A 23,307-nucleotide genomic window follows, 5' to 3' on the forward strand; every position below is an offset into this window, starting at 1 on the left:
CCGCCACCCTGCTCGGTGACTTCGGCGCCGATGTGATCAAGATCGAGCACCCGGCCCGCCCCGACCCCTCGCGCGGACACGGCCCCGCCAAGGACGGGGTGGGCCTGTGGTGGAAACTCCTCGGCCGCAACAAGCGCGCCGTCACCCTCGATCTCTCCACCCCCGGCGGACGCGATCTGCTGCTCCGGCTGGCCGGGCGGGCGGATGTGATCATCGAGAACTTCCGGCCCGGGACCCTGGAGAAATGGGGCCTCGGCTGGCCCGAGCTCTCCGTGGCCAACCCCCGGCTGGTACTGGCCAGGGTGACGGCCTTCGGCCAGTTCGGCCCGTACTCCCACCGCCCGGGATTCGGCACCCTCGCCGAGGCGATGAGCGGCTTCGCCGCCATGACGGGCGAACCGGAGGGACCCCCGACCCTGCCGCCCTTCGGCCTCGCCGACTCGATCGCCGCAGTGGCCACGGCGTACGCGGTGATGACGGCCCTCAGCGGGCGGGCGCTGACGGGCCGCGGCCAGGTGGTCGATCTGGCGATCATCGAGCCGATCCTGACCGTGCTGGGGCCGCAACCGCTCTGGTACGACCAGCTCGGCCTGGTCCAGCCCCGTACGGGCAACCGCTCGGGCAACAACGCCCCGCGCAACACCTATCGCGCCGCCGACGGCTCCTGGCTGGCCGTCTCCACCTCCGCGCAGTCGGTCGCGGAGCGGGTGATGCGGCTGGTGGGCCGCCCCGAGCTGATCGACGAGCCCTGGTTCACCACCGGAAGCGGCCGCGCCGCACACGCCGACGTACTCGACGAGGCGGTCGGGGGCTGGATCGCGCGGCACACCCGGGCCGAGGTGATGGCCGCGTTCGAGAAGGCCGAGGCCGCGGTCGCGCCGGTCTATGACATCCGGGACATCATGGACGATCCGCAGTACCGGGCGCTGGACACCGTCACCGAGGTCCCCGATCCGGAGCTGGGGCCGCTGCGGATGCAGAACGTCCTCTTCCGGCTCTCCGAGACCCCGGGCGCCGTCCGCTGGGCGGGCCGCCCGCATGGCGCGGACACCGGGGCGGTCCTCACCGAGCTGGGTCTGTCCCCGGCCGAGATCGCCGCGCTCCGCTCGGACGGCGCGCTGTGAACACCGCTCTGACCTGGCTGTACGTGCCCGGGGACCGCCCGGAGGTGATGGCGAAGGCGCTGTCCTGCGGTGCGGATGTGGTGATCGTGGACCTGGAGGACGCGGTGGCTCCCGACCGCAAGCCGTACGCGCGGGACGCCGTCGCCGACTTCCTGTCCTCGCCGCATCCGGTCCCGGTGCATGTACGGATCACCGACGAGCACGATCTCGCGTGGCTGGTGGGCCTGGCGGGGCTGACCGGGCTGCGTCTCCCGAAGGTCACGCACCCCTCCGACATCCACCGGATCGCGGCCCGCGCGCCGGATGTCGCGCTGTACGCCCTGCTCGAATCGGCGCTCGCATTGGAGCACGCCCACGCCATCGCCTGCGCGCACCCGGCGGTACGGGGCATCGCCCTCGGCGAGGCGGATCTCCGCGCGGATCTGGGGGTACGGGACGACTCCGGGCTCGACTGGTCGCGCAGCCGGGCCGTGGTCGCGGCCCGCGCGGCGGGTCTGGCACCGCCGGTCCAGTCGGTGTTCCCCGATGTCCGCGACATGGACGGCCTGGCGGCCTCGTGCCGCCATGGCCGGACGCTGGGGATGCTGGGCCGGGCGGCGATCCATCCGCGTCAGCTCGCGGTGATCGAACGGGCCTATCTGCCGACACCGAGGGAGGTGGCGGAGGCCGAGGAGATCATCGAGGCGGCGGCCGCGGAGGCGGGGGCGCACGCGCTGCCCGACGGCCGCTTCGTCGACGCGGCGATCGTGGCGGCGGCGAGGCGGACGCTGTCCCTTGTCCTCAGTCGCCGGACGAGCTGAAATGAGCCCGTCCGGCGATTGAGGACAGAACACAGCAGCCAGTCCGGCGATGAGGACAGAACACAGCCGGCCCGTCCGGCGATGAGGACAGGCGTGGCCGTCTGCTACGCGACCGGTCAGCTTCGCGCCGGTCAGCGCCGGTCAGGTCTTGTCGGCCGGCTCGGCGCCAGGGGCGGCGGTCACAGCGCCCTCGGAAGCCGCGTCCTCCGCCTGCGCCTCGGCTTCGTCGTCCTTCGGCTTCCGCGCCGACGCGTCCCGCTCCGGCTCCACCACTTCCTCGCGCCCGGGGCGTACCCGCGACGACACGACGAAGTAGAGGACCGCGCATACGAAGACGACGGCCGCGGTCCAGACGTTCAGCCGGAGGCCCAGGAAGTGGTGCGCCTCGTCGACCCGCATGTACTCGATCCAGGCGCGGCCCGCGCAGTACGCCGCGACGTACAGGGCGAACGCCCGCCCGTGCCCGAGCTTGAACCGGCGGTCGGCCCAGATGACCAGCAGCGCGACACCGATGCACCACAGCGATTCGTACAGGAACGTCGGGTGGTACAGACCCGCCTCGCGGTTGGTGCCGGCGGAGATCTCCAGCGCCCACGGCACATCCGTCCGCTTGCCGTACAGCTCCTGGTTGAACCAGTTGCCCCAGCGCCCTATCGCCTGCGCGATGGCGATGGCGGGCGCGATGGCGTCGGCGTACGCGGGAAGCGGGATGCCCCGGCGGCGGCAGCCGATCCAGGCGCCGACCGCGCCCAGCGCGATCGCGCCCCAGATACCGAGGCCGCCCTCCCAGATCTTGAAGGCGTCGACCCAGTCCTCACCGTCACTGAAGTAGAGCTGGTAGTCGGTGATCACATGGTAGAGCCGCCCGCCGACCAGGCCGAAGGGCACCGCCCAGACGGCGATGTCGGCCACGGTGCCGGGCTTGCCGCCCCGGGCGACCCAGCGCTTGCCGCCGTACCAGACCGCGACGAAGACACCGATGATGATGCAGAACGCATAGCCGCGCAGCGGAAGTGGTCCGAGGTGGAGCACTCCGGTCGACGGGCTGGGAATGTAGGCGAAGTCCATGGCAGAACCGACCGTACAGTGCCGGGCGGGATCTGAGGCAACCCGCCCGGCAACTTCTGGATAACGAGGTCACACGCCGGGTGAGGAGGCGGGTGCCGAGGGCGCCGCCGGCTTCTTCCCCTTGTTGGCCTCCTCGACCCACTTCTTCAGGTTGTCCGGAGTGAGGTTCTCCGAGCCCTTCTTCGGCAGCACCGACTCACCATTCAGCAGGACCGCCGGCGTCCCGGAGAAGCCGCCCGTGCGGAACGCCGCCGCGGACTTCTTCACCCAGTCGTCGTGCTCGCCCTTCTCCACGCACTGGCGGAACCCGGGCGCGGACTCCAGCCCCTCGACCTTGCGCGCCAGATCCAGCAGATGGCTGTTCTTGGCGAAGGCGTCGTCCGTCTCCAGCGGCTGGTTCCGGTACAGCACATCGTGGTACGGGGAGAACTTGCCGACGTCCTGGGCGCACGCCGCCGCGTTGGCCGCGCGCAGCGAGCCGCTGCCGCCCATGTTGCCGTCGATGATCGTGGCGAGGTGGTACTCGACCTTGAGCTGTCCCGCCCGCTCCAGCTCATGGATCGTGTCCCGGAACCCGTTCTCGAACTGGGCGCACGCCGGGCAGCGGAAGTCCTCCCAGACCGTGAGCGTGGACGGCGCGTCGGGCGATCCCACCGGGATCGCGAGACCGCCCTTGCCCACGGCCCCCGAGGGCGCGCTCGCCGGCTGCCCCGCGCTGTCGCTCCTGTCCTTGCCGACCTCGGCGGCGACCACACCGATCACCCCGACCGCGCCGAGCACCCCGACGACCGCCACGGACATGACCAGGGTGCGCCGCCGCTTCTCCCGCACCCGGTCCGCCGCACGTTCCTGCTGGAGCCGCTCTCTCGCGCTCCGCTTTGCCTCACGGTTCTTCTCGCTCACGCCCACAGCAACGAACCGGGGAGGCGCCTCCGCACCTCCCCGGTCCCAGGTCCACCCGTACGGGTGAGGCGACCCGTCAGCGCTTGCGAACGCCCTCGGCCAGCTCGGCCGCCAGCTCCCGTACGGCCACCAGTCCGGCCGCCGTGTCGGGCGCGTCCAGGATCCGCTTCACGAACGCCGAGCCGACGATGACACCGTCCGCGAAGCCCGCGACCTCGGCCGCCTGCTCCGCGTTGGACACGCCAAGCCCGACACACACCGGCAGGCCGGTGGTGGCGCGGGTGCGCAGCACCAGATTCCGGGCCTCCCGGCCGACCGACTCACGGGTACCCGTGACCCCCATCAGCGAAGCCGCGTACACGAAGCCGGTGCCCACCGCGGTGATGTCGGCCAGCCGGGCGTCCTTGCTGCTGGGCGCCACCACGAAGACCGTCGCGAGTCCCTGCTTCTCCGCGTGCTCGCGCCAGCGCGCGGACTCCTGTACGGGCAGGTCGGGCAGGATGCAGCCGGCGCCGCCCGCCTCGGCCAGCTCGGCGGTGAAGCGCTCGATGCCGTACCGGTCGACCGGGTTCCAGTACGTCATCACCAGGACGGGCTTGCCGGTCGCCTCGTACGCCTCGCGGACCGTACGCATCACATCGGCGATCTTCACCCCGCCCCGCAGCGCGATGTCGTCGGCGGTCTGGATGACCGGCCCGTCGAGGACGGGGTCACTGTGCGGCAGCCCCACCTCAACCACATCGGCGCCGCCGTCCAGGACCGCCTTCACGGCCTCGATCCCGCCGTCCACGGTCGGGAAGCCCGCCGGGAGATAGGCGATCAGCGCGGCCCGGTTCTCGGACTTCGCCGCCGCGAGCGTGTCGCCCAACAGCGCGATGTTCCCGCTCACTTGGTGCCCTCCCCGTCGTACAGCCCGAAGTAGCGGGCGGCCGTGTCCATGTCCTTGTCGCCGCGCCCGGAGAGGTTGACGACGATCAGCCCGTCCTCGCCCAGCTCCCGTCCCACCTCCAGCGCGCCGGCCAGCGCGTGCGCGCTCTCGATCGCCGGGATGATGCCCTCGGTGCGCGACAGCAGCCGCAGCGCACGCATCGCGTCGTCGTCGGTGACCGCGCGGTACTCGCCACGGCCGCTGTCCTTGAGATAGGCGTGCTCCGGGCCGATGCCCGGGTAGTCGAGGCCGGCCGAGATCGAGTACGGCTCGGTGATCTGGCCCTCCTCGTCCTGGAGTACGTACGACCGCGAGCCGTGCAGGATGCCGGGCTCGCCCGCGGTCAGGGTCGCGGCGTGCTCACCGCTGTCGAGCCCGTGCCCGGCGGGCTCGCAGCCCACCAGCCGTACGGCCGCGTCGGGGATGAACGCGTGGAAGAGCCCGATCGCGTTCGACCCGCCCCCCACACACGCCACGGCCGCGTCGGGCAGCCGGCCCGCGCGCTCCAGGAGCTGGCGTCTGGCCTCCACCCCGATGACCCGGTGGAAATCGCGCACCATCGCGGGGAAGGGGTGCGGCCCGGCGACCGTGCCGAACAGATAGTGGGTGTGGTCCACATTGGCGACCCAGTCGCGGAACGCCTCGTTGATGGCGTCCTTCAGCGTCCTGCTGCCGGACGAGACGGGCACGACCTCGGCGCCGAGCATCCGCATCCTGGCGACGTTGAGGGCCTGGCGCCGGGTGTCGATCTCGCCCATGTAGATGGTGCAGTCGAGCCCGAACAGCGCGCAGGCGGTGGCGGTCGCAACGCCGTGCTGTCCGGCGCCGGTCTCGGCGATGACCCGGGTCTTGCCCATGCGCCTGGTCAGCAGCGCCTGCCCGAGCACATTGTTGATCTTGTGGGATCCGGTGTGGTTGAGGTCCTCACGCTTGAGGAAGATCCGGGCGCCCCCGGCGTGCCCGGCGAACCGCGGCACCTCGGTCAGCGCGCTGGGGCGGCCCGTGTAGTCGACGAGCAGTGCGTTCAGCTCGGCGGCGAAGGCGGGGTCGCCCTTGGCCTTCTCGTACTCGACGGCGACCTCGTCGACGGCGGCGACCAGCGCCTCGGGAATGAACTTGCCGCCGAAGGCACCGAAGTACCCTTCGGCGCTGGGGACTTGACCCTCTGGGTCGGGGACAAAAAATGCGGACACGCGAGAACTCCTCAGGAAGCAACGAGACGGGAAAAGAGCACCGTGTCGCACCAAGGCGAGGCACCCCGGCACCCGGCGACGGACGCGAGGGGACGGGCCGCAGTGGCCGGTTCCTGGACGTAAAGCGTCGCAACTCGCGCGAAGCGCGGTGAGGACAGCAGTCCAGGAACCGGCCACGGAGGCACGGCACCGCACGCACAACGCACAGTCACCGCACCCCGGGCACGACACCGCACGCACCACGCGCGGTCACCGCACCCCGCCCGGCCACGCCTACAGCGCGGCCCCGCGCCATCGCATGCCGTTGACCTGTCCCGGCTCGTCACCGATCACATACCGGACCCGCCGCCCGTGCACCCGCCGGGCCGGCGCGCGGCACCCGCGCGGGCGGCAGCCACGCGCCAGCGCCGCGTGCGGCGTGTGCGGTACGGGTACGGCGGCGGTGTGCACGGCGGGATCAGTCCCTGCCGTGCCGCAGCGCCGGGTGGGCGCCCGCCGCGACGAGGTCGGCCACCGCGGCCTTCGGGTCGCGCCCGGTCACCAGGGACTCGCCGACCAGAACGGCGTCGGCCCCGGCGTTGGCGTACGCGATCAGGTCGTGCGGCCCGCGCACCCCGGACTCGGCGATCTTCACGATGCCGGCCGGGATCTCGGGGGCGACCCGCTCAAATGTGCCACGGTCCACTTTCAGGGTCTTCAGATCCCGCGCGTTGACGCCGATGATCCGGGCGCCCGCGTCCACGGCCCGCTCGACCTCCTCCTCGTCGTGCGCCTCGACCAGCGGGGTCAGCCCGATCGACTCGGCCCGCTCGATCAGCGAGACCAGCGCGGGCTGGTCGAGCGCGGCGACGATCAGCAGCACCAGGTCCGCGCCGTACGCCCGCGCCTCCCAGAGCTGGTACGAGGTGACGACGAAGTCCTTGCGCAGGACCGGGATGTCGACCCTGGCCCGTACGGCCTCCAGATCGGCCAGCGAGCCGCCGAAGCGCCGCTGCTCGGTCAGTACGGAGATGACGGCCGCGCCGCCCGCCTCGTAGTCCGCGGCGAGCCCTGCGGGGTCGGCGATCGCGGCCAGCGCGCCCTTCGACGGGCTGGAGCGCTTGACCTCGCAGATGACCTGGACCGAGTCGCCGCGCAGCGCGGCCACCCCGTCCCTGGCCTCCGGAGCCCTGGCCGCGCGTCGCTTCAGCTCGTCGAGGGAGACGCGCGCCTGCCGCTCTGCGAGGTCGGCGCGTACGCCTTCGATGATCTCGTCGAGCACACTCACGCGAGCGGCCCCCTTTCCAGGTCGGTCGGTAGTCGGGATACAGGTTCGGGATCAGCCATATCGATGCTAGCCGGAACTGGCCGAAGGCTCCGCATCCGGTTGGCCGTGCCCCGCCCCACCTGGTGATTCACGGGGCCAGCGAGGAGCCGAAGGGCAGGTTCCTGACCACCGTGAAGATCAGGAGCAGCGCCCCGAGGCCCCACCACCAGAGGGGCCCGAGGGTGATCCGTACCGGCAGGCCCTTCGCGGCCCGTACGACCCAGGCCGCCCACACCGCGGCGAAGACCGCGTAGCCGACGACGGCGAGCGCGTTGGCGCCGAGGGCGGTGGCCAGGTCACCGTGCGCGACGGCGTGGGCGCTGCGCAGACCGCCGCAGGCGGGGCAGTAGAGACCGGTCAGCAGAAGCAGCGGGCAGACCGGGTAGTGGCCGGTTTCGTTCGGATCGACCAGGCCGACATAGGTCCAGGCCGCGGCGATCCCGCCGAGAACGGCGACCGGCGCGAACAGCCGCCGCGCGAGCGGGGCGGGAGCCGGTGCGAACACGGGCGGGACCGGCGGGGAGGACGGGTCGTGCGCGGGAGTCGGCATGGCGTCCACCCGGTGATTGTCGCCGCTGTTAAGGGAAAACGCAGCCCGGCCCGGCCGGACTGCGTCTGAACATCTGTGCGTCTGAGCGGCCGGCCGTCAGGCGGTCTGGGTCTGGGGCTCGGGCTCGCCCTGCGGCTCGGCCTTCACGGCGCCCGCCCCGGCCACGGCCGGGGCGGTCTGCTGCCGCGCGGCCAGCGCCCTGGCCCGTACCAGCTCCTCGGACTCCTTGGGCGTGCCCAGACCCGCGGCCTTCATCACCAGGCCGACGAGCGCGCCGAGCCCGATGACGCCGATCCCGGCCCAGAACCCGGCCGAGTTCGCCGCGACCATGAAGACCCCCGCGACGCAGAAGCCGATGAAGGAGATGATGACACCGGTCCAAGCCGCCGGGGTGTGTCCGTGGCCGCCGCTGTGCGCCATGAGGTGCTCCTCGTTCCTGATGTCCTGATGTGCAGTGTGTCGGAGTGTGCGTCGACGCTCGACGGACATTGTCCCGCATGCGCCACCCGTTCGGCGGCGGGGGGTCGCGCGATGTGGCTCAGTCCTCGCGCGTCGGGTCCTCGCCCCGGTCCAGGGCCTTCCACAGGTCCTCGGGACGGTCGGGGTCCGCCGTGGACGCCCGGCCGGGACCGCGCCCGGGGCCTCCCGCGCCGGGGCCGCCGGTCCGCTCGTACCGCCCGGACATCGCGGGCCACTGGCTGCCGTACAGCACCGCCAGCACCCCCGCGAACAGGATCAGCACGCCGCCGGCCGCGGTCACATAGGGCCAGGCGGTATGGCTCAGGGCGTCCACCGTCGCGGCGGTGTCGCCGGTGGTCCTGGCGGCCAGCTCGTCCAGGGCGGCGCTGTCCGAGGCGCCCAGGAACGCGGCCAGGGCCGCTCCCGCGCCGCTCAGCGCCAGCAGGGCGGCGACCAGCAGCCGCCCGGCGCTGCGGACGGCGAAGACGGCGACGAGCGCCGCGAGTCCCACGACGGCGAGGGCCGCGGGGACTCCGGTCACATCACGGCCGTCGGCGTCGAGCGGTACGGAACCGCCGCCGACGGCCGCTGTGCCCTCGGCCCATATCTGACCGGAGGCGATCAGCGCCACCGCGGCGCCGGCGGCGCCGAGGAGCAGGGCCGCCGCGAGAGCGCGTCGGCCGCGGCCTGGCGCGGTGCCCGCCTGGGCGGCGGGGAGGGGCTGGGGTACGGGTACGGCACTCACGTACCCCACTATCCCCTACCGTGTCACCCGGTGTTCAGCCGGTTGGCGGTATGCACGGCCCGGAGCACGGCCGCCGCCTTGTTGCGGCACTCGATGTCCTCGGAGACCGGGTCGGAGTCGGCCACCACGCCCGCCCCCGCCTGGACATAGGCCGTACCGTCCCTGAGCAGGGCGGTACGGATGGCGATGGCCGTGTCGGAGTCCCCGGCGAAGTCGAGATAGCCCACGCAGCCGCCGTACAGCCCGCGCCTCGTGGGCTCCAGCTCGTCGATGATCTGCATGGCGCGCGGCTTCGGTGCCCCGGAGAGGGTGCCCGCGGGGAAGCAGGCGGTCAGCACGTCGAAGGCGGTACGGCCCTGCGCGACCCGGCCGGTGACGGTGGACACGATGTGCATGACGTGCGAGTACCGCTCGACCGACATGAAGTCCACCACCTCGACGCTGCCGGGCGCGCAGACCCTGCCCAGGTCGTTGCGGCCGAGGTCGACCAGCATGAGGTGCTCGGCGCGCTCCTTGGGGTCGGCGAGCAGCTCCTCGGCGAGCGCCTGGTCCTCCCGCGGGGTGGCGCCCCTGGGGCGGGTCCCGGCGATCGGATGCACCATGGCCCGTCCGTCCTCGACCTTGACCAGGGCCTCCGGGCTGGAGCCCACCACGTCGAAGGTCCCGCCGTCCGCGTGGGGCAGGCGCATCAGATACATGTACGGCGACGGGTTGGTGGCCCGCAGCACCCGGTAAACATCCAGGGCGCTCGCGCTGACCGGGGTCTCGAACCGCTGGGACGGGACGACCTGGAAGGCCTCGCCCGCCCTGATCCGCTCCTTGATGTCCTCGACGGCGGCCCGGTAGTCGGGACCGCCCCAGAGCGCGGTGTACTCGGGCAGCTCGGAGGCGGGCAGCGCGGCCGGCGCGGAGTGCACCGGCTCGGCGAGATCGGCCTCCATGGCGTCGAGCCGGGCGACGGCGTCCGCGTACGCCTCGTCCACCCCGGTGTCCAGGTCGTTGTGGTTGATCGCGTTGGCGATCAGCAGGACCGTGCCGTCCCAGTGGTCCAGTACGGCGAGGTCCGAGGTGAGCAGCATGGTCAGCTCGGGGATCCGCAGGTCGTCGCGGGCGTGCTCGCCGATCTTCTCCAGCCTGCGGACGATGTCGTACCCGAGGTAGCCGACCATGCCCCCGGTGAAGGGCGGCATGCCGGCGGAGAGGTCGCGCGGGGTGTGCAGGGTCTCCACGGTGGCGCGCAGGGCGGCGAGCGGGTCACCGTCCACGGGGACGCCGACAGGCGGGGTGCCGAGCCAGTGGGTACGGCCGTCGCGCTCGGTGAGCGTGGCGGCGGACCGTACGCCGACGAACGAGTAGCGGGACCAGGAGCGGCCGTTCTCCGCGGACTCCAGCAGGAAGGTGCCGGGGCGCTCGGCGGCGAGCTTGCGGTACAGCCCGACCGGGGTGTCGCCGTCCGCGAGGAGACGCCGGCTGACGGGGATGACTCGGCGGTCCACCGCCAGCTTGCGGAAGGTCTCAAGGTGCATGGCGGCTGACCCTACTCGGTGGGACGGGCCGGTCCCGTCACCGTTCGAGCGGCGGGACGGCCGGTCCGGTCTGGTCAGCGTCCGAGCGGCAGGACATCGGCGTCAAAGCAGGTGCGGGCGCCGGTGTGGCAGGCGGCGCCCACCTGGTCGACCTGGACCAGCACGGTGTCCGCGTCGCAGTCCAGCGCGACGGACTTGACGTGCTGGACATGGCCGGAGGTGTCGCCCTTGACCCAGTACTCGCGGCGGCTGCGCGACCAGTAGGTACAGCGTCCTGTGGTCAGGGTGCGGTGCAGGGCCTCGTCGTCCATCCAGCCCAGCATCAGCACCTCGCCGGTGTCGTACTGCTGGGCGATGGCCGGAAGCAGTCCGTCGGGGGTGCGCTTGAGGCGGTCCGCGATGGCGGGGTCGAGTCCGCCGCCCGGGCCGGGGGTACCGGTGCTGCTCATGTGTTCATTGTGCCGCGCCCGCGCCGCAGGCCGGCCCGGTGTCCACTGGGCGGACGGGTCCCGGCCGCCGTACGCTGGGTGCCATGTCGACCCATGCCAAGCGTGAACGGCTTCTGCTCGCCGATCTGTTGGAAGCGGCGGGGCCCGACGCGCCAACCCTCTGCGAGGGCTGGCTCGCCCGGGACCTCGCGGCCCATGTGGTGGTGCGCGAGCGCCGCCCCGACGCGGCGGGCGGCGTCCTGGTGCCCGCGCTCAGGAGCCGGATGGAGCGCATCCAGGCCGAATATGTCGCGAAGCCGTACGAGGAGCTGATCCAGCTCATCCGTACGGGGCCGCCGCGGCTCTCCCCGTACGGCATCAAGCAGATCGACGAGGCGGCCAACGCGATCGAGTTCTATGTGCACACGGAGGACGTCCGGCGGGCGCAGCCCGACTGGACGCCGCGCGAGCTGGACCGGGTCTTCGCGGACACGCTGTGGTCGCGGGTGGAGAAGGGCGGCCGGATGCTGGGGCGCAAGTCCCCGGTGGGTCTGGTGCTGCGCCGCCCGGACGGCCAGACGGCGGTGGCCCACCGCGGCACGCCCGTGGTGACGGTCACCGGCGAGCCGGGTGAGCTGGTGCTGTTCGTGTTCGGGCGGCAGAGCGTCGCGGATGTGGAGCTGGACGGCGACAAGGACGCGATCGCGCGGGCCCAGGAGGCGAAGCTCGGGATCTGAACGGCCGTACGGTCGTACGGTCGTGCCGAAGGCCGGCCGTACGGCGGTGGCCGGCCGTACGGCCGTGCCGAAAGGCCTCAGGAGTGCGGGCAGTTCCCCCGGTACTCGACGATCGTCGGGCCCGGCGCGGGCAGCGGGCACAGGAACTGCTCGTATCGGGTGTCCGCGTCGATGAACCGCTTCAGCCACGACACGCTGTATTTCGCGATCGTGGTGTCCGGGGTGATCGGCGTCCGGTGCACCGCGCCCTTCAGCTCCAGATACGCCTTGTCGAGTGTGGCGGGCAGCGACGTGTAGAACGGCTCGGAGTGCAGCGCGACCGGCGCGATGGTGTCGCCGTCCGCCCCGACGACCAGGGTGGGTGTACGGACCTCGGGCCAGGTGGTGTCCGCGTTCCAGCCGGTGAGCGGGATCGCCGCCTTCAGGGACGGACGGCTCTTGGCGGCTTCCAGCGAGCCGCCTCCGCCCATGGAGTGGCCCATGACGCCCAGCCGGGAGGGGTCGATCCGGTTTCTGACCGGCGAAGTGCCGCCGGTCAGATAGTCGAGCGCGGCCAGGAGTTGACGGCCACGGCCGGCCGGCTGGTCGAGCACGGTGACGGTGTCGATGGTGAAGACGACAAAGCCCTGCGACGCGAGCCGGGGCCCGTACCAGGCGATGCTCGACTGGGTGCCGGTGAAGCCGGGCGAGATGGCGACCGCGCCGAAGGTACCGTCCGCGGTGGAGGCCGGGTAGTAGACCGTACCGCCGCCGAAGCCGGTGACACTCGACCGCGCGACGGTGGTCCGCGCGACGGCGTAGTGGCCGAGTGGGGCCTCGATGCTGGCGACGGTCGGGGCCGGTCCGCGCTCGTACGGATTGGCCGCCGCCCCGGCCGTACCGGGGAGCGAGGCGGCGAGCAGACCGCCGGTCGCGGCGGTCGCGGCGAATAAGCCTCTGAGCGTACGGATCCGGCGGATACGAGGGATACGGGCAGGGGTACGCGGCTGAGCGAGGTGCTGCTGCACGGTGGGGCCCTCTCGGTGAGGAGGTCGTGACGGCCGACGGTTCCACTGTCCCGGTGCATTCGCCCGAAAAGCACCAGTGAGTTCACCGGTTTTCACCGAAAGCCGTCGGCCTTCACCGGAATTCACCGGAATTCACCCGATCTCACAAACGGAGCTGGGTGCGGGGGCGTTGACCCGGATCGGAGCCCGGCCGGCCCGAATCGGCGCTCACCCCGGGCCGGAATCAACCGGGCCGGCCCCCGCTCCGGGCCCGTCGGCGCCCGCGTCGCCGTACGGCGTCAACACCCGGCCTCAGCGCACTGGATGGCCCGCTTCCCGCAGCGCGTTCTTGACCTCCGGGATCCGCAGATCGCCGAAGTGGAAGACCGAGGCGGCGAGCACCGCGTCCGCGCCCGCCTCGACCGCCGGCGCGAAGTCACCGAGCCGGCCCGCGCCCCCGGACGCGATGACCGGCACGCTCACATGCCGGCGCACGGCCGCGATCATCTCGATGTCGTAGCCGTCCTTCGTACCGTCCGCGTCCATCGAGTTGAGCAGGATCTCCCCAGCCCCCAACTCGGCTGCCCGGTGCGCCCATTCGACCGCGTCGAGCCCGGTGCCCCGGCGCCCGCCGTGCGTGGTGACCTCGAACGAACCCGACGGGGTGCGGCGCGCGTCCACTGACAGCACCAGCACCTGCCGCCCGAACCGCTCGGCGATCTCCCGGATCAGTTCGGGCCGTGCGATGGCCGCGGTGTTGACCCCGACCTTGTCCGCGCCGGCCCGCAGCAGCTTGTCGACATCCTCGGGGGTACGGACGCCGCCGCCGACGGTGAGCGGGATGAAGACCTGCTCGGCGGTGCGGCGCACCACGTCGTAGGTCGTCTCGCGGTTCCCCGACGAGGCGGTGATGTCGAGGAAGGTCAGCTCGTCGGCGCCCTCCGCGTCGTACAACTCGGCCATCTCGACGGGGTCGCCGGCGTCCCGCAGATTCTGGAAGTTGACGCCCTTGACGACCCGGCCGTTGTCCACGTCCAGGCAGGGGATGACCCGTACCGCGAGGGTCACCGGGCACCTCCCCGGTACGCCTCGACCTCGGCCTCGACGAACAGGCTCGGGTCGATCAGCCCGGCGACGACGACCATCGAGGCGGCCGGGCGCACATCACCGAACAGGTCCTTGTGCGCGCGCCCCACCTCGTCGGCGTCCCTGACATGGGTGATGTACATACGTGTACGGACGACATGCTCGACGCCGAGACCCAGCTCCCCCAGCGCCTTGATCGCGACGCCGAAGGCGGTCCTCGCCTGCTCGTACGGGCCGCCCTCCGCGATCCTGCCGTCGACCACCGACGTACAGCCGGACACCAGGACCAGGCCGTTGGGGAGTTCGACCGCGCGGGAGTAGCCGAAGGCCTCCTCCCAGGGGCCGCCGGACGAGACCCTTCTGATGCCCGTGCCCGTGCCAGCGGCGCCCGTCCCCGCAGCGCCCGTGTCGGCCGCGTCCGCTCCGGCGGTCATCCGGCCACCGCCGCGAGTGCCTCTTCCAGGGTGAACGCCTTGGCGTACAGCGCCTTTCCGACGATCGCGCCCTCGACGCCCACGGGTACGAGCGAGGCGATCGCACGCAGATCGGCCAGCGAGGAGACTCCGCCGGAGGCGACGACCGGCTTGTCGGTCGCGGCGCACACGTTCTTCAGCAGCTCCAGATTGGGGCCCTGGAGGGTGCCGTCCTTGGCGATGTCGGTGACGACATAGCGGGCGCAGCCCTCGGAGTCCAGCCGGGCCAGCGTCTCGTAGAGGTCGCCGCCGTCCCTGGTCCAGCCCCGGCCGCGCAGCGTTGTGCCCCGTACGTCCAGTCCGACCGCGATCCGGTCGCCGTGCTCGGCGATGATCCGCGCGACCCACTCGGGGGTCTCCAGCGCGGCCGTGCCGAGGTTGACCCGGGTGCAGCCGGTGGCGAGGGCCGCGGCGAGGGAGGCGTCGTCGCGGATGCCTCCGGAGAGCTCGACCTTGATGCCGGCGTCCGCCATGGCCGCGGCGACCCCGGCGATCAGCTCCCGGTTGTCGCCGGTGCCGAAGGCGGCGTCGAGGTCGACGAGGTGCAGCCACTCGGCGCCGGAGCGCTGCCAGGCGAGGGCGGCTTCGAGGGGGGAGCCGTAGGACGTCTCCGTACCGGACTCACCGTGCACCAGGCGTACGGCCTGGCCGTCGCGGACATCGACGGCGGGGAGGAGTTCGAGCTTCGGCACAAGGACCTCGGGTGACATTCAGAGGGTTCCGATCCAGTTGGTCAGCAGCGTGGCACCGGCGTCGCCGGACTTCTCGGGGTGGAACTGGGTGGCCCACAGTGCCCCGTTCTCCACGGCGGCGACGAACGGGGCGCCGTGGGTGGACCAGGTGACCTTGGGGGCGCGGATCCGGGGGTTTGTGACCTCCAGGTTCCAGTCGTGCACCGCGTACGAGTGGACGAAGTAGAAGCGCGCCCCGGCGTCGAGCCCGGCGAACAGTTCGCTGTCGTCGGGGGCCTCGACCGTGTTCCACCCCATGTGGGGGACGACCGGCGCGGCCAGCGGCGCGACCGTACCGGGCCATTCGTCGAGGCCCTCGGTCTCCACTCCGTGCTCGATACCGCGCTCGAAGAGGATCTGCATACCGACGCAGATACCCAGGACGGGACGGCCCCCGGCGAGTCTGCGGCCGATGATCCAGTCGCCACGGGCGGCGGTGAGCCCCTTCATACAGGCGGCGAAGGCGCCGACCCCGGGGACGAGCAGCCCGTCGGCGTTCATGGCGCGGTCGAAGTCGCGGGTGATCTCGACCTCGGCGCCGGCCCGGGCGAGTGCCCGCTCCGCCGACCGGACATTGCCGAATCCGTAGTCGAAGACGACCACGCTCTTACGGTGCTGGCCCTTCTTGCCGTTCTCGATCATTCCCAGATCCCCTGGATACGCAGCACTCCGGCGATCAGGCAGAGCGCGGAGCAGAGCCCGAGCAGCACGATCACGCCCTTGGGCATCTTCTGCTTGGAGAAGGAGTAGACACCGCCGGCGAGAAACAGGCCCACAATGATCAGAAGTGTCGACAGGCCGGTCATAGGGCGCCCTTGGTCGAAGGAAGGATGCCGACCGCGCGCGGGTCGCGCTCGGCGGCGTACCGCAGGGCGCGCGCCAGCGCCTTGAACTGGCACTCCACGATGTGGTGCGCGTTCCGCCCGTAGGGCACGTGCACGTGCAGCGCGATCTGGGCCTGGGCGACGAAGGACTCCAGGATGTGCCGGGTCATCGTCGTGTCGTACGCGCCGATCATCGGCGCCATGTTCTCGGGCTCGGTGTGCACGAGGTACGGGCGCCCCGACAGGTCCACGGTCACCTGGGCGAGCGACTCGTCCAGCGGGACCGTGCAGTTGCCGAAGCGGTAGATGCCGACCTTGTCGCCGAGCGCCTGCCGGAAGGCGGCGCCGAGGGCGAGGGCGGTGTCCTCGATGGTGTGGTGCGTGTCGATGTGCAGATCGCCCTCGGTCTTCACCGTGAGGTCGAACAGGCCGTGCCGCCCGAGCTGGTCGAGCATGTGGTCGTAGAAGCCGACCCCGGTCGCCACATCCACCCGGCCCGTGCCGTCGAGGTCGATCTCGACCACGACGGAGGTTTCCTTCGTACTGCGTTCCACACGGCCGATGCGGCTCATGCGCTCTGCTCCTTCTTGAGGTCACGTACCGCGTCGAGGAACGCGTCGTTCTCGGACGGGGTGCCCGCGGTGACCCGCAGCCGGCCCGGTACGCCGTTGTCACGGACCAGGACGCCCCGGTCGAGAAGGCGCCGCCAGGCCGTGTGGGAGTCCTCGAAGCGGCCGAACTGGACGAAGTTTGCGTCCGATTCGGTGACCTCGTATCCGATCGCCCGCAACTCGCCCACCAGCCGGTCCCGCTCGGCCTTGAGCGTCTCGACGTACCCGAGCAGCGTATCGGTGTGCTCCAGCGCGGCGAGCGCGGTGGCCTGGGTGACGGCGGAGAGGTGGTACGGCAGGCGCACCAGCTGGACGGCGTCGACCACGGCGGGGTGCGCGGCGAGATAGCCGAGCCGCAGTCCCGCCGCGCCGAAGGCCTTGGACATCGTGCGGGAGACGACGAGATACGGCCGGTCCGCCAGCAGCGGCAGCAGCGAGGCACGGTGGCTGAACTCGACATACGCCTCGTCCACAACGACCAGCGTCTTCCGGCCCGCCTGGGCCGCCTCGTACAGCGCCTGGACCGTTCCGGCGTCGACCGCGGTGCCCGTGGGGTTGTTGGGCGAGGTGATGAAGACGACATCGGGCCGGTGCTCGACGATCGCCGTGCGCGCCGCCGCCAGGTCGATGGTGAAGTCCTCGTTGCGCGGCCCGGAGATCCAGCCGGTGCCGGTGCCGCGCGCGATGAGGCTGTGCATCGAGTACGAGGGCTCGAAGCCGATCGCGGTGCGGCCGGGGCCGCCGAAGGCCTGGAGGAGCTGCTGGATGACCTCGTTGGACCCGTTGGCGGCCCAGACGTTCGCGGCGGTCAGCGGGTGCTTTCCGGTACGGGTGAGATACGCGGCCAGCTCGGTGCGCAGCTCGACGGCGTCCCGGTCGGGATAGCGGTTGAGCCCGCGGGCGGCCTCGCGTACGCGCTCGGCGATCCGCTCGACGAGCGGCTCGGGCAGGGGGTAGGGGTTCTCGTTGGTGTTGAGCTGTACGGGGACGTCGAGCTGGGGCGCGCCGTACGGGGACTTGCCGCGCAGCTCGTCCCGTACGGGGAGATCGTCGATACCGAAGTCGGCCATGTCGGTCACTTACCGGGCACCTGCCAGCTACTGTGCTGGTCTGGTTCGGCTCCGCCAAAACGTGCCTTCACCGCCGCGCCGTGCGCGGGCAGGTCCTCCGCCTCCGCGAGCGTGACCACGTGGTGGGCGACCTCGGCGAGCGCGTCCGCGCTGTAGTCCACGACGTGGATGCCGCGCAGGAAGGACTGGACGGAGAGCCCCGAGGAGTGGCAGGCGCAACCGCCGGTCGGCAGCACATGGTTGGAGCCCGCGCAGTAGTCACCGAGCGAGACCGGGGAGTACGGGCCGACGAAGACCGCGCCCGCGTTGCGGACCCGCCCGGCCACCCCGGCCGCGTCGGCGGTCTGGATCTCCAGGTGCTCGGCGCCGTACGCGTTGACGACCCGCAGGCCGTCCTCGACGGAGCCGACCAGCACGACGGCGGACTGCCGGCCCGAGAGCGCGGGGACCACCCGGTCGTCGATGTGCTTGGTCGCGGCGACCTGCGGCTCCAACTCCTTCTCCACCGCGTCGGCCAGCTCGACGGAGTCGGTGACGAGGACGGCGGCGGCCAGCGGGTCGTGCTCGGCCTGGCTGATCAGGTCGGCGGCGACATGCACCGGGTCGGCGGTGCCGTCGGCGAGGATCGCGATCTCGGTGGGGCCGGCCTCGGCGTCGATGCCGATCCGGCCGGTGAAGTAGCGCTTGGCGGCGGCGACCCAGACATTGCCGGGCCCGGTGACCATGTTCACCGGGGCGCACTCCTCGGTCCCGTACGCGAACATCGCGACGGCCGTGGCGCCGCCCGCCGCGTACACCTCGTCGATACCGAGCAGCGCGCAGGCGGCCAGGATCGTCGGGTGCGGCAGACCGCCGAACTCGCGTTGGGCGGGCGAGGCCAGCGCGATGGACTCGACGCCCGCCACCTGCGCCGGCACCGCGTTCATGACCACGGAGGACGGGTAGACGGACCGGCCGCCCGGCGCGTACAGGCCCACGCGCTCGACGGGGACCCACCGCTCGGTGACCGTGCCGCCGGGGACGACCTGCGTGGTGGTCGTGCCGCGCCGCTGTGCCTCGTGGACCACCCTGGCCCGCCGGATCGACTCCTCAAGGGCGGCCCGTACGGCCGGATCGAGCGCGTCCAGCGCGGCCCCCAGCGCCTGTTCGGGCACCCGTACCCGCTCCAGCGTCACACCGTCGAACCGCTCCGCGTACTCGATCAGGGCCGCCGTGCCGCGATGGCGTACGTCCTCACAGATGGGCCGCACCTTCTCCAGGGCGGCTTCCACGTCGAACTCGGCTCGGGGCAGCAGATCACGCAGGGCTCCGCCCTCGGGGAGGGTGTCGCCGCGCAGGTCGATTCGTGAGATCACGGGGTCAATTCTCGCAGACCGGACGAGGCCGCCGGACGCGCGTATCACTGGCTGATACACGTCCCGGAAGCCCCACCGCACCACTAGCGTTCAGCTCGTCACTGAGCGGGAACAACCGTTGTACGGACCATTCAGGGACCGTCTGTGATTGATCTGTGACCATCTGTATTCGATCAGGCTGTATTCGATCAGGGGAAGCGGAGGCGGCAGTGACCGAGCCGCAGGACGACGAATCTCCCGACTGGCTCAGCGCTGCGGAACTGGGCATGTGGCAGTCGTTCCGCAACGGCAGCATGTACGACCTGAGCGCCGCGGATCCGCTGCTCAACGATCCGTTCTCGCCACGCCCCTGGGGCACCGAGCGCAGTGTGCGCGCCCGGGTCGTCGCGCTGCTGCTGCTCAGCGGACCCGCCGCGCTGCCCGGCCGGGTCGCGGCGCTGAAGCTGCGCGGGGTCCAGATCACCGGGACGCTGAATCTCGCGGGCGGCACGATCGCGCCGTACGTCGAGCTGAACCACTGCCGCTTCGAGAACGAAGTGGTGCTGCCCGAATCGCACTTCACCACCCTGCGGATGGTGGGCTGTGCGATTCCGCGGCTGGAGGCGGCCCGGCTGCACACCGAGGGCGATCTCCATCTGCCGCGCTGCCGCTTCGAGCGCGGCATCCGGCTGACGGACGCGCAGATCGGTACGGATCTGCTGATCAGCCAGATCGATGTACGGCCCGACCGGCTCGGCAGGGCCATCACCGCCGACGGGATGTCCGTCGCGCAGGACCTCCAGGCCGATCAGATCGAGACACACGGCGAGGTCAGTCTGCGCGGCGCCAAGATCGGCGTGTCGCTGAGCCTGCGCGGGAGCAGGCTGCGCGCCGCGCCGGGGCGGCGCGCGCTCAACGCCCCGCAGCTCACGGTGGAACGGTCGCTGTACATGACGGGCGCGTGGATCAGCGAAGAGACCGGCGCGCCGGGGACGACTCCGCCGCACGGCATCGGGCGGGTCTCCACACCGCTGCACGGCACCCGGCTCCAGCCGTTCGAATGCCGGGGCGGGGTACGGCTCGACGACGGGCGGTTCGGGGACGCGGTCGATGTGGACCAGGCGCGGTTCTTCCTGGCGGCGACGGACGAGCTGTCGCTGCGCAGGATCGTCACTCCCGAACTGCGGTTCAAGTGCGAGCGCCCGGAGGAGGGCAGGGTCGTCCTGAGCGGCGCGAAGATCGTCACGCTGGTCGACATGTCGACGAGCTGGCCGGGGCCCGGCGGGCTGGCGATGGGCGGTTTCGTGTACGAGAACCTCGTCCCGTTCGGCCACTTCCCGCTGCTGCGGCGGTTGGAGTGGGTGGCGGCGGCGACTCCCGAGTACTCTCCGGAACCGTACGAGCGGCTGGCGCAGGTGCTCCGCAACAGCGGCGAGGACGCGGACGCGCGCGAGGTGCTGCTCGCCAAGCAGCGGCGCCGCCGCGAGACGCTGCCGCTGGCCGCCAAGCTCTGGGGGTATCTCCAGGACTGGACGGTGGCGTACGGCTACCGGCCGGGCCGGGCGGCACTGTGGATGGCGGTGCTGTGGGGCGCGGGCACGATCGGTTTCGCGCAGCACGCGCCGCGGTCGATCAAGGCGACGGAGCACCCGGAGTGGAATCCGGCGCTCTACGCGCTGGATCTGCTGATCCCGGTGATCAATCTCGGCCAGGACGGCTACTGGCTGCTGACGGGCGGCTGGCAGTGGGCGGCGGCGGCACTGGTACTGCTGGGCTGGATCCTGGCGACAACGGTGGCAACGGGAGCGTCGCGCTTGCTGCGCCGGGGTTAGGCCCTGTCCGGCAGATCTTCGCGGGCCCGCGACGCCCGGCACGGCACCTCGCTGCGTTGTCGGATCGTCCAAGTACGTCCAGTACGAGGACGATCCTCCGCCTTGCGATGCTCCCCCGTGGCCTGAACGGCACGGGAGGGGCCCCCTCCACCGGACGCCGCGGTCTGATCCGCGAAGATCCGCCGGACAGGACCTGGCGGCGGAGAGCGCCCGAGCCGAGCACGGCCGCCCGGCGAGTGAGCCGAAGGGCGCCGGCCGCTGTCGAAAGGGAGAGCGCGCTCCACATCCGGCCCCGCCACGCGGGCACAGGCCCCGAGGTACCAGCACGGCCGCCCAGGACACGAACATGTTCCGGCCCCGCACGGCCGCCCGGCGAGTGAGCCGAAGGGCACCGCCGCGGCCGAAAGAGAGGCTGTACTCGACATACGGCCCCGCCACGCGGGCACAGGCCCCGAGGCACGACCACGGCCGCCCAGGACACAGACATGCTTCGGCCCCGCACGGCCGCCCGGCGAGTGAGCCGAAGGGCGCCGGCCGCTGTCGAAAGGGAGAGCGCGCACAGGGTAGCGAGGTACGAGCGGACCGAGCACGGTCGACCGTCGACGGGGGCTTGAGGTGCCCGGAGGCGAACCGAGCCCAAAAAAAAGGGGGCGCGAGCACGGTCGACCGTCGACAGCGGCTTGAGGCGCCCGGAGGCGAACCGAGCCCCAAAAAAAGAAAGGCCCGCACGGGTTTCTTTACTTCCCCTTGACTTCGGGCAGGACAACCCTCCGGCCCGATACGAAAGCTTCACAGCCGCCCCCTGGCGCGTCCGCCACCTGCGGTTTTCAATGGTCCGCACCATGTCATTGCTTCGCGCCCTGATCAGCACCGCGCGTACGGTCCGGCACACGCCGCAGCTCGTCGCCGGGCTGCCACCGGACGACGCGGTGCTCCTTGACGCGCCCGACGAGCGCCTCGGCCCCGCGCTGGTCTCCGCCGCGCTCGGCGAGTACGAACCGGCCGCGAAGCTGCTCGCGACCACCCGGGAATCCGCCGAGTGGGAGAACCGCGACCGCTATGTGATGCGGCTGGCGGCCTTCGCCCACGGCCGGGACGCCTGGCTCACCGCCTGGCTGCGCGCCACGCCCCGCGACCCCGACGCGCTCCTCGTCAAGGCCGAACTCGCCATCCGCAGGGCCTGGGAGTCGCCCGCCCGCGCGGAACGGCTGCGTGAGACCGGCCCGCTGATCGACGCCGCGGCCGACGGCGATCCGCGCGATCCGGTGCCCTGGCGCGTCGCGCTCGACCACGCCCGCGGCACACACGCCACGCACTCCGCCTTCGAGTCGCTGTGGGAGCAGGCCATAAGGCGCTCCTCGCACCACTACGGCTGCCATGTCGCGGCGCTCCAGTACCTCTCGGCCCAGTGGTACGGCTCGCACCGCGAGTGCTTCGACTTCGCCGAACAGGCGGCGTACGACGCGCTTCCGGGCTCCCTGGTGCGCGCGCTGCCGGTACGGGCCGCCTTCACACAACTGCTGGGCGGCGAGCTGACCTCCGTACAGACGGACCGTATCGACAGGGCCGCGGACCTCGCGATCACGGTCTCCGCCGAATACGCGGCGGGCGATCCCTGGCCGGCCGAGGTGCGCAATCTGCTGGCGTACGTCCTGGCGGAGCGGGAGCGCTGGAGCGCGGCGCTGGAACAGTTCCGGCTGATCGGACCGTACGCGACGTCCTTCCCGTGGACCTGTTTCACCGACGATCCGCTGGGCCAGTTCCTGGAAACGCGCGACCGTGTCCGGATCCAGGTGGCCTCGGCGATGCCTTTGCGGAACAGACCCGGACGGAGACCGCCCCGCGGCCATTACGCTTGACCGTTGTGACCACCGCACGCCTCCCGCTCTTCCCGCTGAACGCGGTGCTGTTCCCGGGCCTCGTCCTGCCGCTGAACGTCTTCGAGGAGCGCTACCGCGCGATGATGCGCGAGCTGCTCAAGACGGACGACTCCGAGCCGCGCCGCTTCGTTGTGGTCGCCATCCGTGACGGGCACGAAGTCGCGCCGACCGCACCGGGGATGCCTGACCCGACGGCCGTGCCCGAGCGGGGACCCGCCGCCGGTTTTGGCCCCGAACCCCTCGCCGCCTTCCACCCGGTGGGGTGCGTCGCGGACGCGGCGACGATCCGGGAGCGCCCCGACGGCAGCTTCGAAGTGGTGGCGACCGGGACCACCCGGGTCAGGCTGCTCTCGGTCGACGCGAGCGGCCCGTATCTGACGGCCGAGGTGGAGGACCTCACCGAGGAGGCGGGCGAGGGGGCGCAGGCGCTGGCCGAGGGGGTGCTGCGGGCGTTCCGCAGCTACCAGAAGCGCCTGGCGGGCGCGCGCGAACGTTCCCTCTCCACCGGCGACGAACTCCCCGACGAGCCCTCGGTCGTGTCGTACCTGGTCGCGGCTGCGGTCGTGCTCGGCACCCCCGCGAAGCAGCGGCTGCTGGAGGCGCCGGACATCGCGGCGCGGCTGCGCGAGGAGCTGAAACTCCTGCGCGCCGAGACGGCGGTGCTCCGCCATCTCCCCTCGCTGCCCTCGGTGACGCTGACGCACACCCCGCCC

Annotated in this window: 25 protein-coding genes and 1 pseudogene; 6 read left to right on the forward strand and 20 right to left on the reverse strand. The window is 71.8% G+C overall.

Going from position 1 to position 23,307, the window contains the following annotated elements:
• Both WH07_RS17390 and WH07_RS17395 read left to right on the forward strand, forming a co-directional pair.
• Nucleotides 1-1,124, forward strand: a 1,124-nt coding sequence (locus tag WH07_RS17390; RefSeq protein ID WP_046500880.1) for a CaiB/BaiF CoA transferase family protein, incomplete at its 5' end; no start/stop codon positions are given.
• Complete coding sequence (locus WH07_RS17395; protein ID WP_106409601.1) at nt 1,121-1,924, forward strand: HpcH/HpaI aldolase/citrate lyase family protein; 804 nt, start codon at nt 1,121-1,123, stop codon at nt 1,922-1,924. The genes WH07_RS17390 and WH07_RS17395, both read left to right, overlap by 4 nt.
• Nucleotides 1,925-2,065: 141 nt before the next feature.
• Here WH07_RS17395 and lgt read toward each other — a convergent pair whose 3' ends face one another.
• The 11 genes and pseudogenes from lgt to hisI all read right to left on the reverse strand — a co-directional run bounded on the left by lgt (nt 2,066) and on the right by hisI (nt 11,051).
• Nucleotides 2,066-2,992: a prolipoprotein diacylglyceryl transferase gene (gene lgt, locus WH07_RS17400; RefSeq protein ID WP_046500881.1), complete on the reverse strand. Its 927-nt coding sequence runs from the start codon at nt 2,990-2,992 to the stop codon at nt 2,066-2,068.
• 69 nt (nt 2,993-3,061) lie between these two features.
• Nucleotides 3,062-3,895 carry a DsbA family protein gene (locus WH07_RS17405; RefSeq protein WP_046500906.1) on the reverse strand — a complete coding sequence of 278 codons (834 nt, stop codon included), beginning with the start codon at nt 3,893-3,895 and terminating at the stop codon, nt 3,062-3,064.
• A 76-nt stretch (nt 3,896-3,971) separates the two neighbouring features.
• A complete protein-coding gene (trpA, locus tag WH07_RS17410; RefSeq protein ID WP_046500882.1) occupies nt 3,972-4,784 on the reverse strand; it encodes a tryptophan synthase subunit alpha in 813 nt (270 codons plus the stop codon).
• Entirely contained in the window at nt 4,781-6,016 is a 1,236-nt protein-coding gene (gene trpB / locus WH07_RS17415; RefSeq protein ID WP_046500883.1) for a tryptophan synthase subunit beta, read from the reverse strand. The genes trpA and trpB overlap by 4 nt, the downstream gene beginning before the upstream one ends.
• Before the next feature lie 273 nt (nt 6,017-6,289).
• Nucleotides 6,290-6,466 carry a tryptophan biosynthesis modulator TrpM gene (gene trpM / locus WH07_RS40395; RefSeq protein ID WP_198533830.1) on the reverse strand — a complete coding sequence of 59 codons (177 nt, stop codon included), beginning with the start codon at nt 6,464-6,466 and terminating at the stop codon, nt 6,290-6,292.
• Nucleotides 6,467-6,473: 7 nt separating this feature from the next.
• The gene (gene trpC / locus WH07_RS17420) at nt 6,474-7,283 is read right to left on the reverse strand and encodes an indole-3-glycerol phosphate synthase TrpC (protein ID WP_046500885.1); all 810 of its coding nucleotides are present in this window, start codon (nt 7,281-7,283) and stop codon (nt 6,474-6,476) included.
• Between the two features lie 127 nt (nt 7,284-7,410).
• Nucleotides 7,411-7,872, reverse strand: a complete 462-nt coding sequence (locus tag WH07_RS17425; protein WP_046500887.1) for a DUF2752 domain-containing protein — start codon at nt 7,870-7,872, stop codon at nt 7,411-7,413.
• Between the two features lie 174 nt (nt 7,873-8,046).
• Nucleotides 8,047-8,292, reverse strand: a pseudogene (locus WH07_RS41200) (HGxxPAAW family protein); the annotation flags it as partial.
• 118 nt (nt 8,293-8,410) lie between these two features.
• A complete protein-coding gene (locus WH07_RS17435; protein ID WP_046500888.1) occupies nt 8,411-9,085 on the reverse strand; it encodes a TIGR02234 family membrane protein in 675 nt (224 codons plus the stop codon).
• 14 nt (nt 9,086-9,099) lie between these two features.
• The gene (locus WH07_RS17440) at nt 9,100-10,602 is read right to left on the reverse strand and encodes an anthranilate synthase component I (protein ID WP_046500890.1); all 1,503 of its coding nucleotides are present in this window, start codon (nt 10,600-10,602) and stop codon (nt 9,100-9,102) included.
• Nucleotides 10,603-10,676: 74 nt separating this feature from the next.
• The gene (gene hisI, locus WH07_RS17445; protein ID WP_046500891.1) at nt 10,677-11,051 is read right to left on the reverse strand and encodes a phosphoribosyl-AMP cyclohydrolase; all 375 of its coding nucleotides are present in this window, start codon (nt 11,049-11,051) and stop codon (nt 10,677-10,679) included.
• A gap of 83 nt (nt 11,052-11,134) precedes the next feature.
• On the opposite strand from hisI, the gene WH07_RS17450 reads away from it, so the two are divergent.
• A complete protein-coding gene (locus WH07_RS17450) occupies nt 11,135-11,767 on the forward strand; it encodes a TIGR03085 family metal-binding protein (protein ID WP_046500892.1) in 633 nt (210 codons plus the stop codon).
• A 77-nt stretch (nt 11,768-11,844) separates the two neighbouring features.
• On the opposite strand, the gene WH07_RS17455 is transcribed toward WH07_RS17450, so the two are convergent.
• The 9 genes from WH07_RS17455 to hisD form a co-directional block, all read right to left on the reverse strand.
• On the reverse strand, nt 11,845-12,774 hold the full coding sequence (locus WH07_RS17455) for a poly(ethylene terephthalate) hydrolase family protein (RefSeq protein ID WP_046500894.1): 930 nt from the start codon (nt 12,772-12,774) through the stop codon (nt 11,845-11,847).
• Between the two features lie 291 nt (nt 12,775-13,065).
• Nucleotides 13,066-13,821 (reverse strand): imidazole glycerol phosphate synthase subunit HisF, encoded by a 756-nt coding sequence (gene hisF, locus WH07_RS17460; protein WP_046500895.1) that lies wholly within the window; start codon nt 13,819-13,821, stop codon nt 13,066-13,068.
• The gene (locus WH07_RS17465) at nt 13,818-14,273 is read right to left on the reverse strand and encodes a RidA family protein (RefSeq protein ID WP_079023307.1); all 456 of its coding nucleotides are present in this window, start codon (nt 14,271-14,273) and stop codon (nt 13,818-13,820) included. Before WH07_RS17465 ends, hisF begins: the two co-directional genes overlap by 4 nt.
• Nucleotides 14,270-15,004, reverse strand: coding sequence for a bifunctional 1-(5-phosphoribosyl)-5-((5-phosphoribosylamino)methylideneamino)imidazole-4-carboxamide isomerase/phosphoribosylanthranilate isomerase PriA (priA, locus tag WH07_RS17470; protein ID WP_046500909.1), 735 nt, complete (start codon nt 15,002-15,004; stop codon nt 14,270-14,272). Before priA ends, WH07_RS17465 begins: the two co-directional genes overlap by 4 nt.
• An 18-nt stretch (nt 15,005-15,022) precedes the next feature.
• Nucleotides 15,023-15,685, reverse strand: coding sequence for an imidazole glycerol phosphate synthase subunit HisH (gene hisH / locus WH07_RS17475; RefSeq protein WP_046500896.1), 663 nt, complete (start codon nt 15,683-15,685; stop codon nt 15,023-15,025).
• On the reverse strand, nt 15,682-15,849 hold the full coding sequence (locus WH07_RS40400) for a hypothetical protein (RefSeq protein ID WP_046500898.1): 168 nt from the start codon (nt 15,847-15,849) through the stop codon (nt 15,682-15,684). The genes hisH and WH07_RS40400 overlap by 4 nt, the downstream gene beginning before the upstream one ends.
• Nucleotides 15,846-16,439 carry an imidazoleglycerol-phosphate dehydratase HisB gene (hisB, locus tag WH07_RS17485; RefSeq protein ID WP_046500899.1) on the reverse strand — a complete coding sequence of 198 codons (594 nt, stop codon included), beginning with the start codon at nt 16,437-16,439 and terminating at the stop codon, nt 15,846-15,848. Before hisB ends, WH07_RS40400 begins: the two co-directional genes overlap by 4 nt.
• Nucleotides 16,436-17,548 carry a histidinol-phosphate transaminase gene (locus tag WH07_RS17490; protein ID WP_046500911.1) on the reverse strand — a complete coding sequence of 371 codons (1,113 nt, stop codon included), beginning with the start codon at nt 17,546-17,548 and terminating at the stop codon, nt 16,436-16,438. The genes hisB and WH07_RS17490 overlap by 4 nt, the downstream gene beginning before the upstream one ends.
• Before the next feature lie 5 nt (nt 17,549-17,553).
• Nucleotides 17,554-18,903, reverse strand: coding sequence for a histidinol dehydrogenase (gene hisD / locus WH07_RS17495; RefSeq protein ID WP_046500900.1), 1,350 nt, complete (start codon nt 18,901-18,903; stop codon nt 17,554-17,556).
• Between the two features lie 209 nt (nt 18,904-19,112).
• Between hisD and WH07_RS17500 the strand changes: the two genes are divergently transcribed.
• From WH07_RS17500 to WH07_RS17510, 3 genes are all read left to right on the forward strand, one after another.
• Nucleotides 19,113-20,714 carry a hypothetical protein gene (locus WH07_RS17500; RefSeq protein WP_046500901.1) on the forward strand — a complete coding sequence of 534 codons (1,602 nt, stop codon included), beginning with the start codon at nt 19,113-19,115 and terminating at the stop codon, nt 20,712-20,714.
• 830 nt (nt 20,715-21,544) lie between these two features.
• Nucleotides 21,545-22,573 (forward strand): hypothetical protein, encoded by a 1,029-nt coding sequence (locus tag WH07_RS17505; protein WP_046500903.1) that lies wholly within the window; start codon nt 21,545-21,547, stop codon nt 22,571-22,573.
• Between the two features lie 5 nt (nt 22,574-22,578).
• Nucleotides 22,579-23,307 (forward strand): LON peptidase substrate-binding domain-containing protein (locus tag WH07_RS17510; RefSeq protein WP_046500904.1); only part of this gene is annotated, 729 nt, incomplete at its 3' end.

The sequence above is a fragment of the Streptomyces odonnellii genome (assembly GCF_000981895.1).
GTDB lineage: Bacteria > Actinomycetota > Actinomycetes > Streptomycetales > Streptomycetaceae > Streptomyces > Streptomyces odonnellii.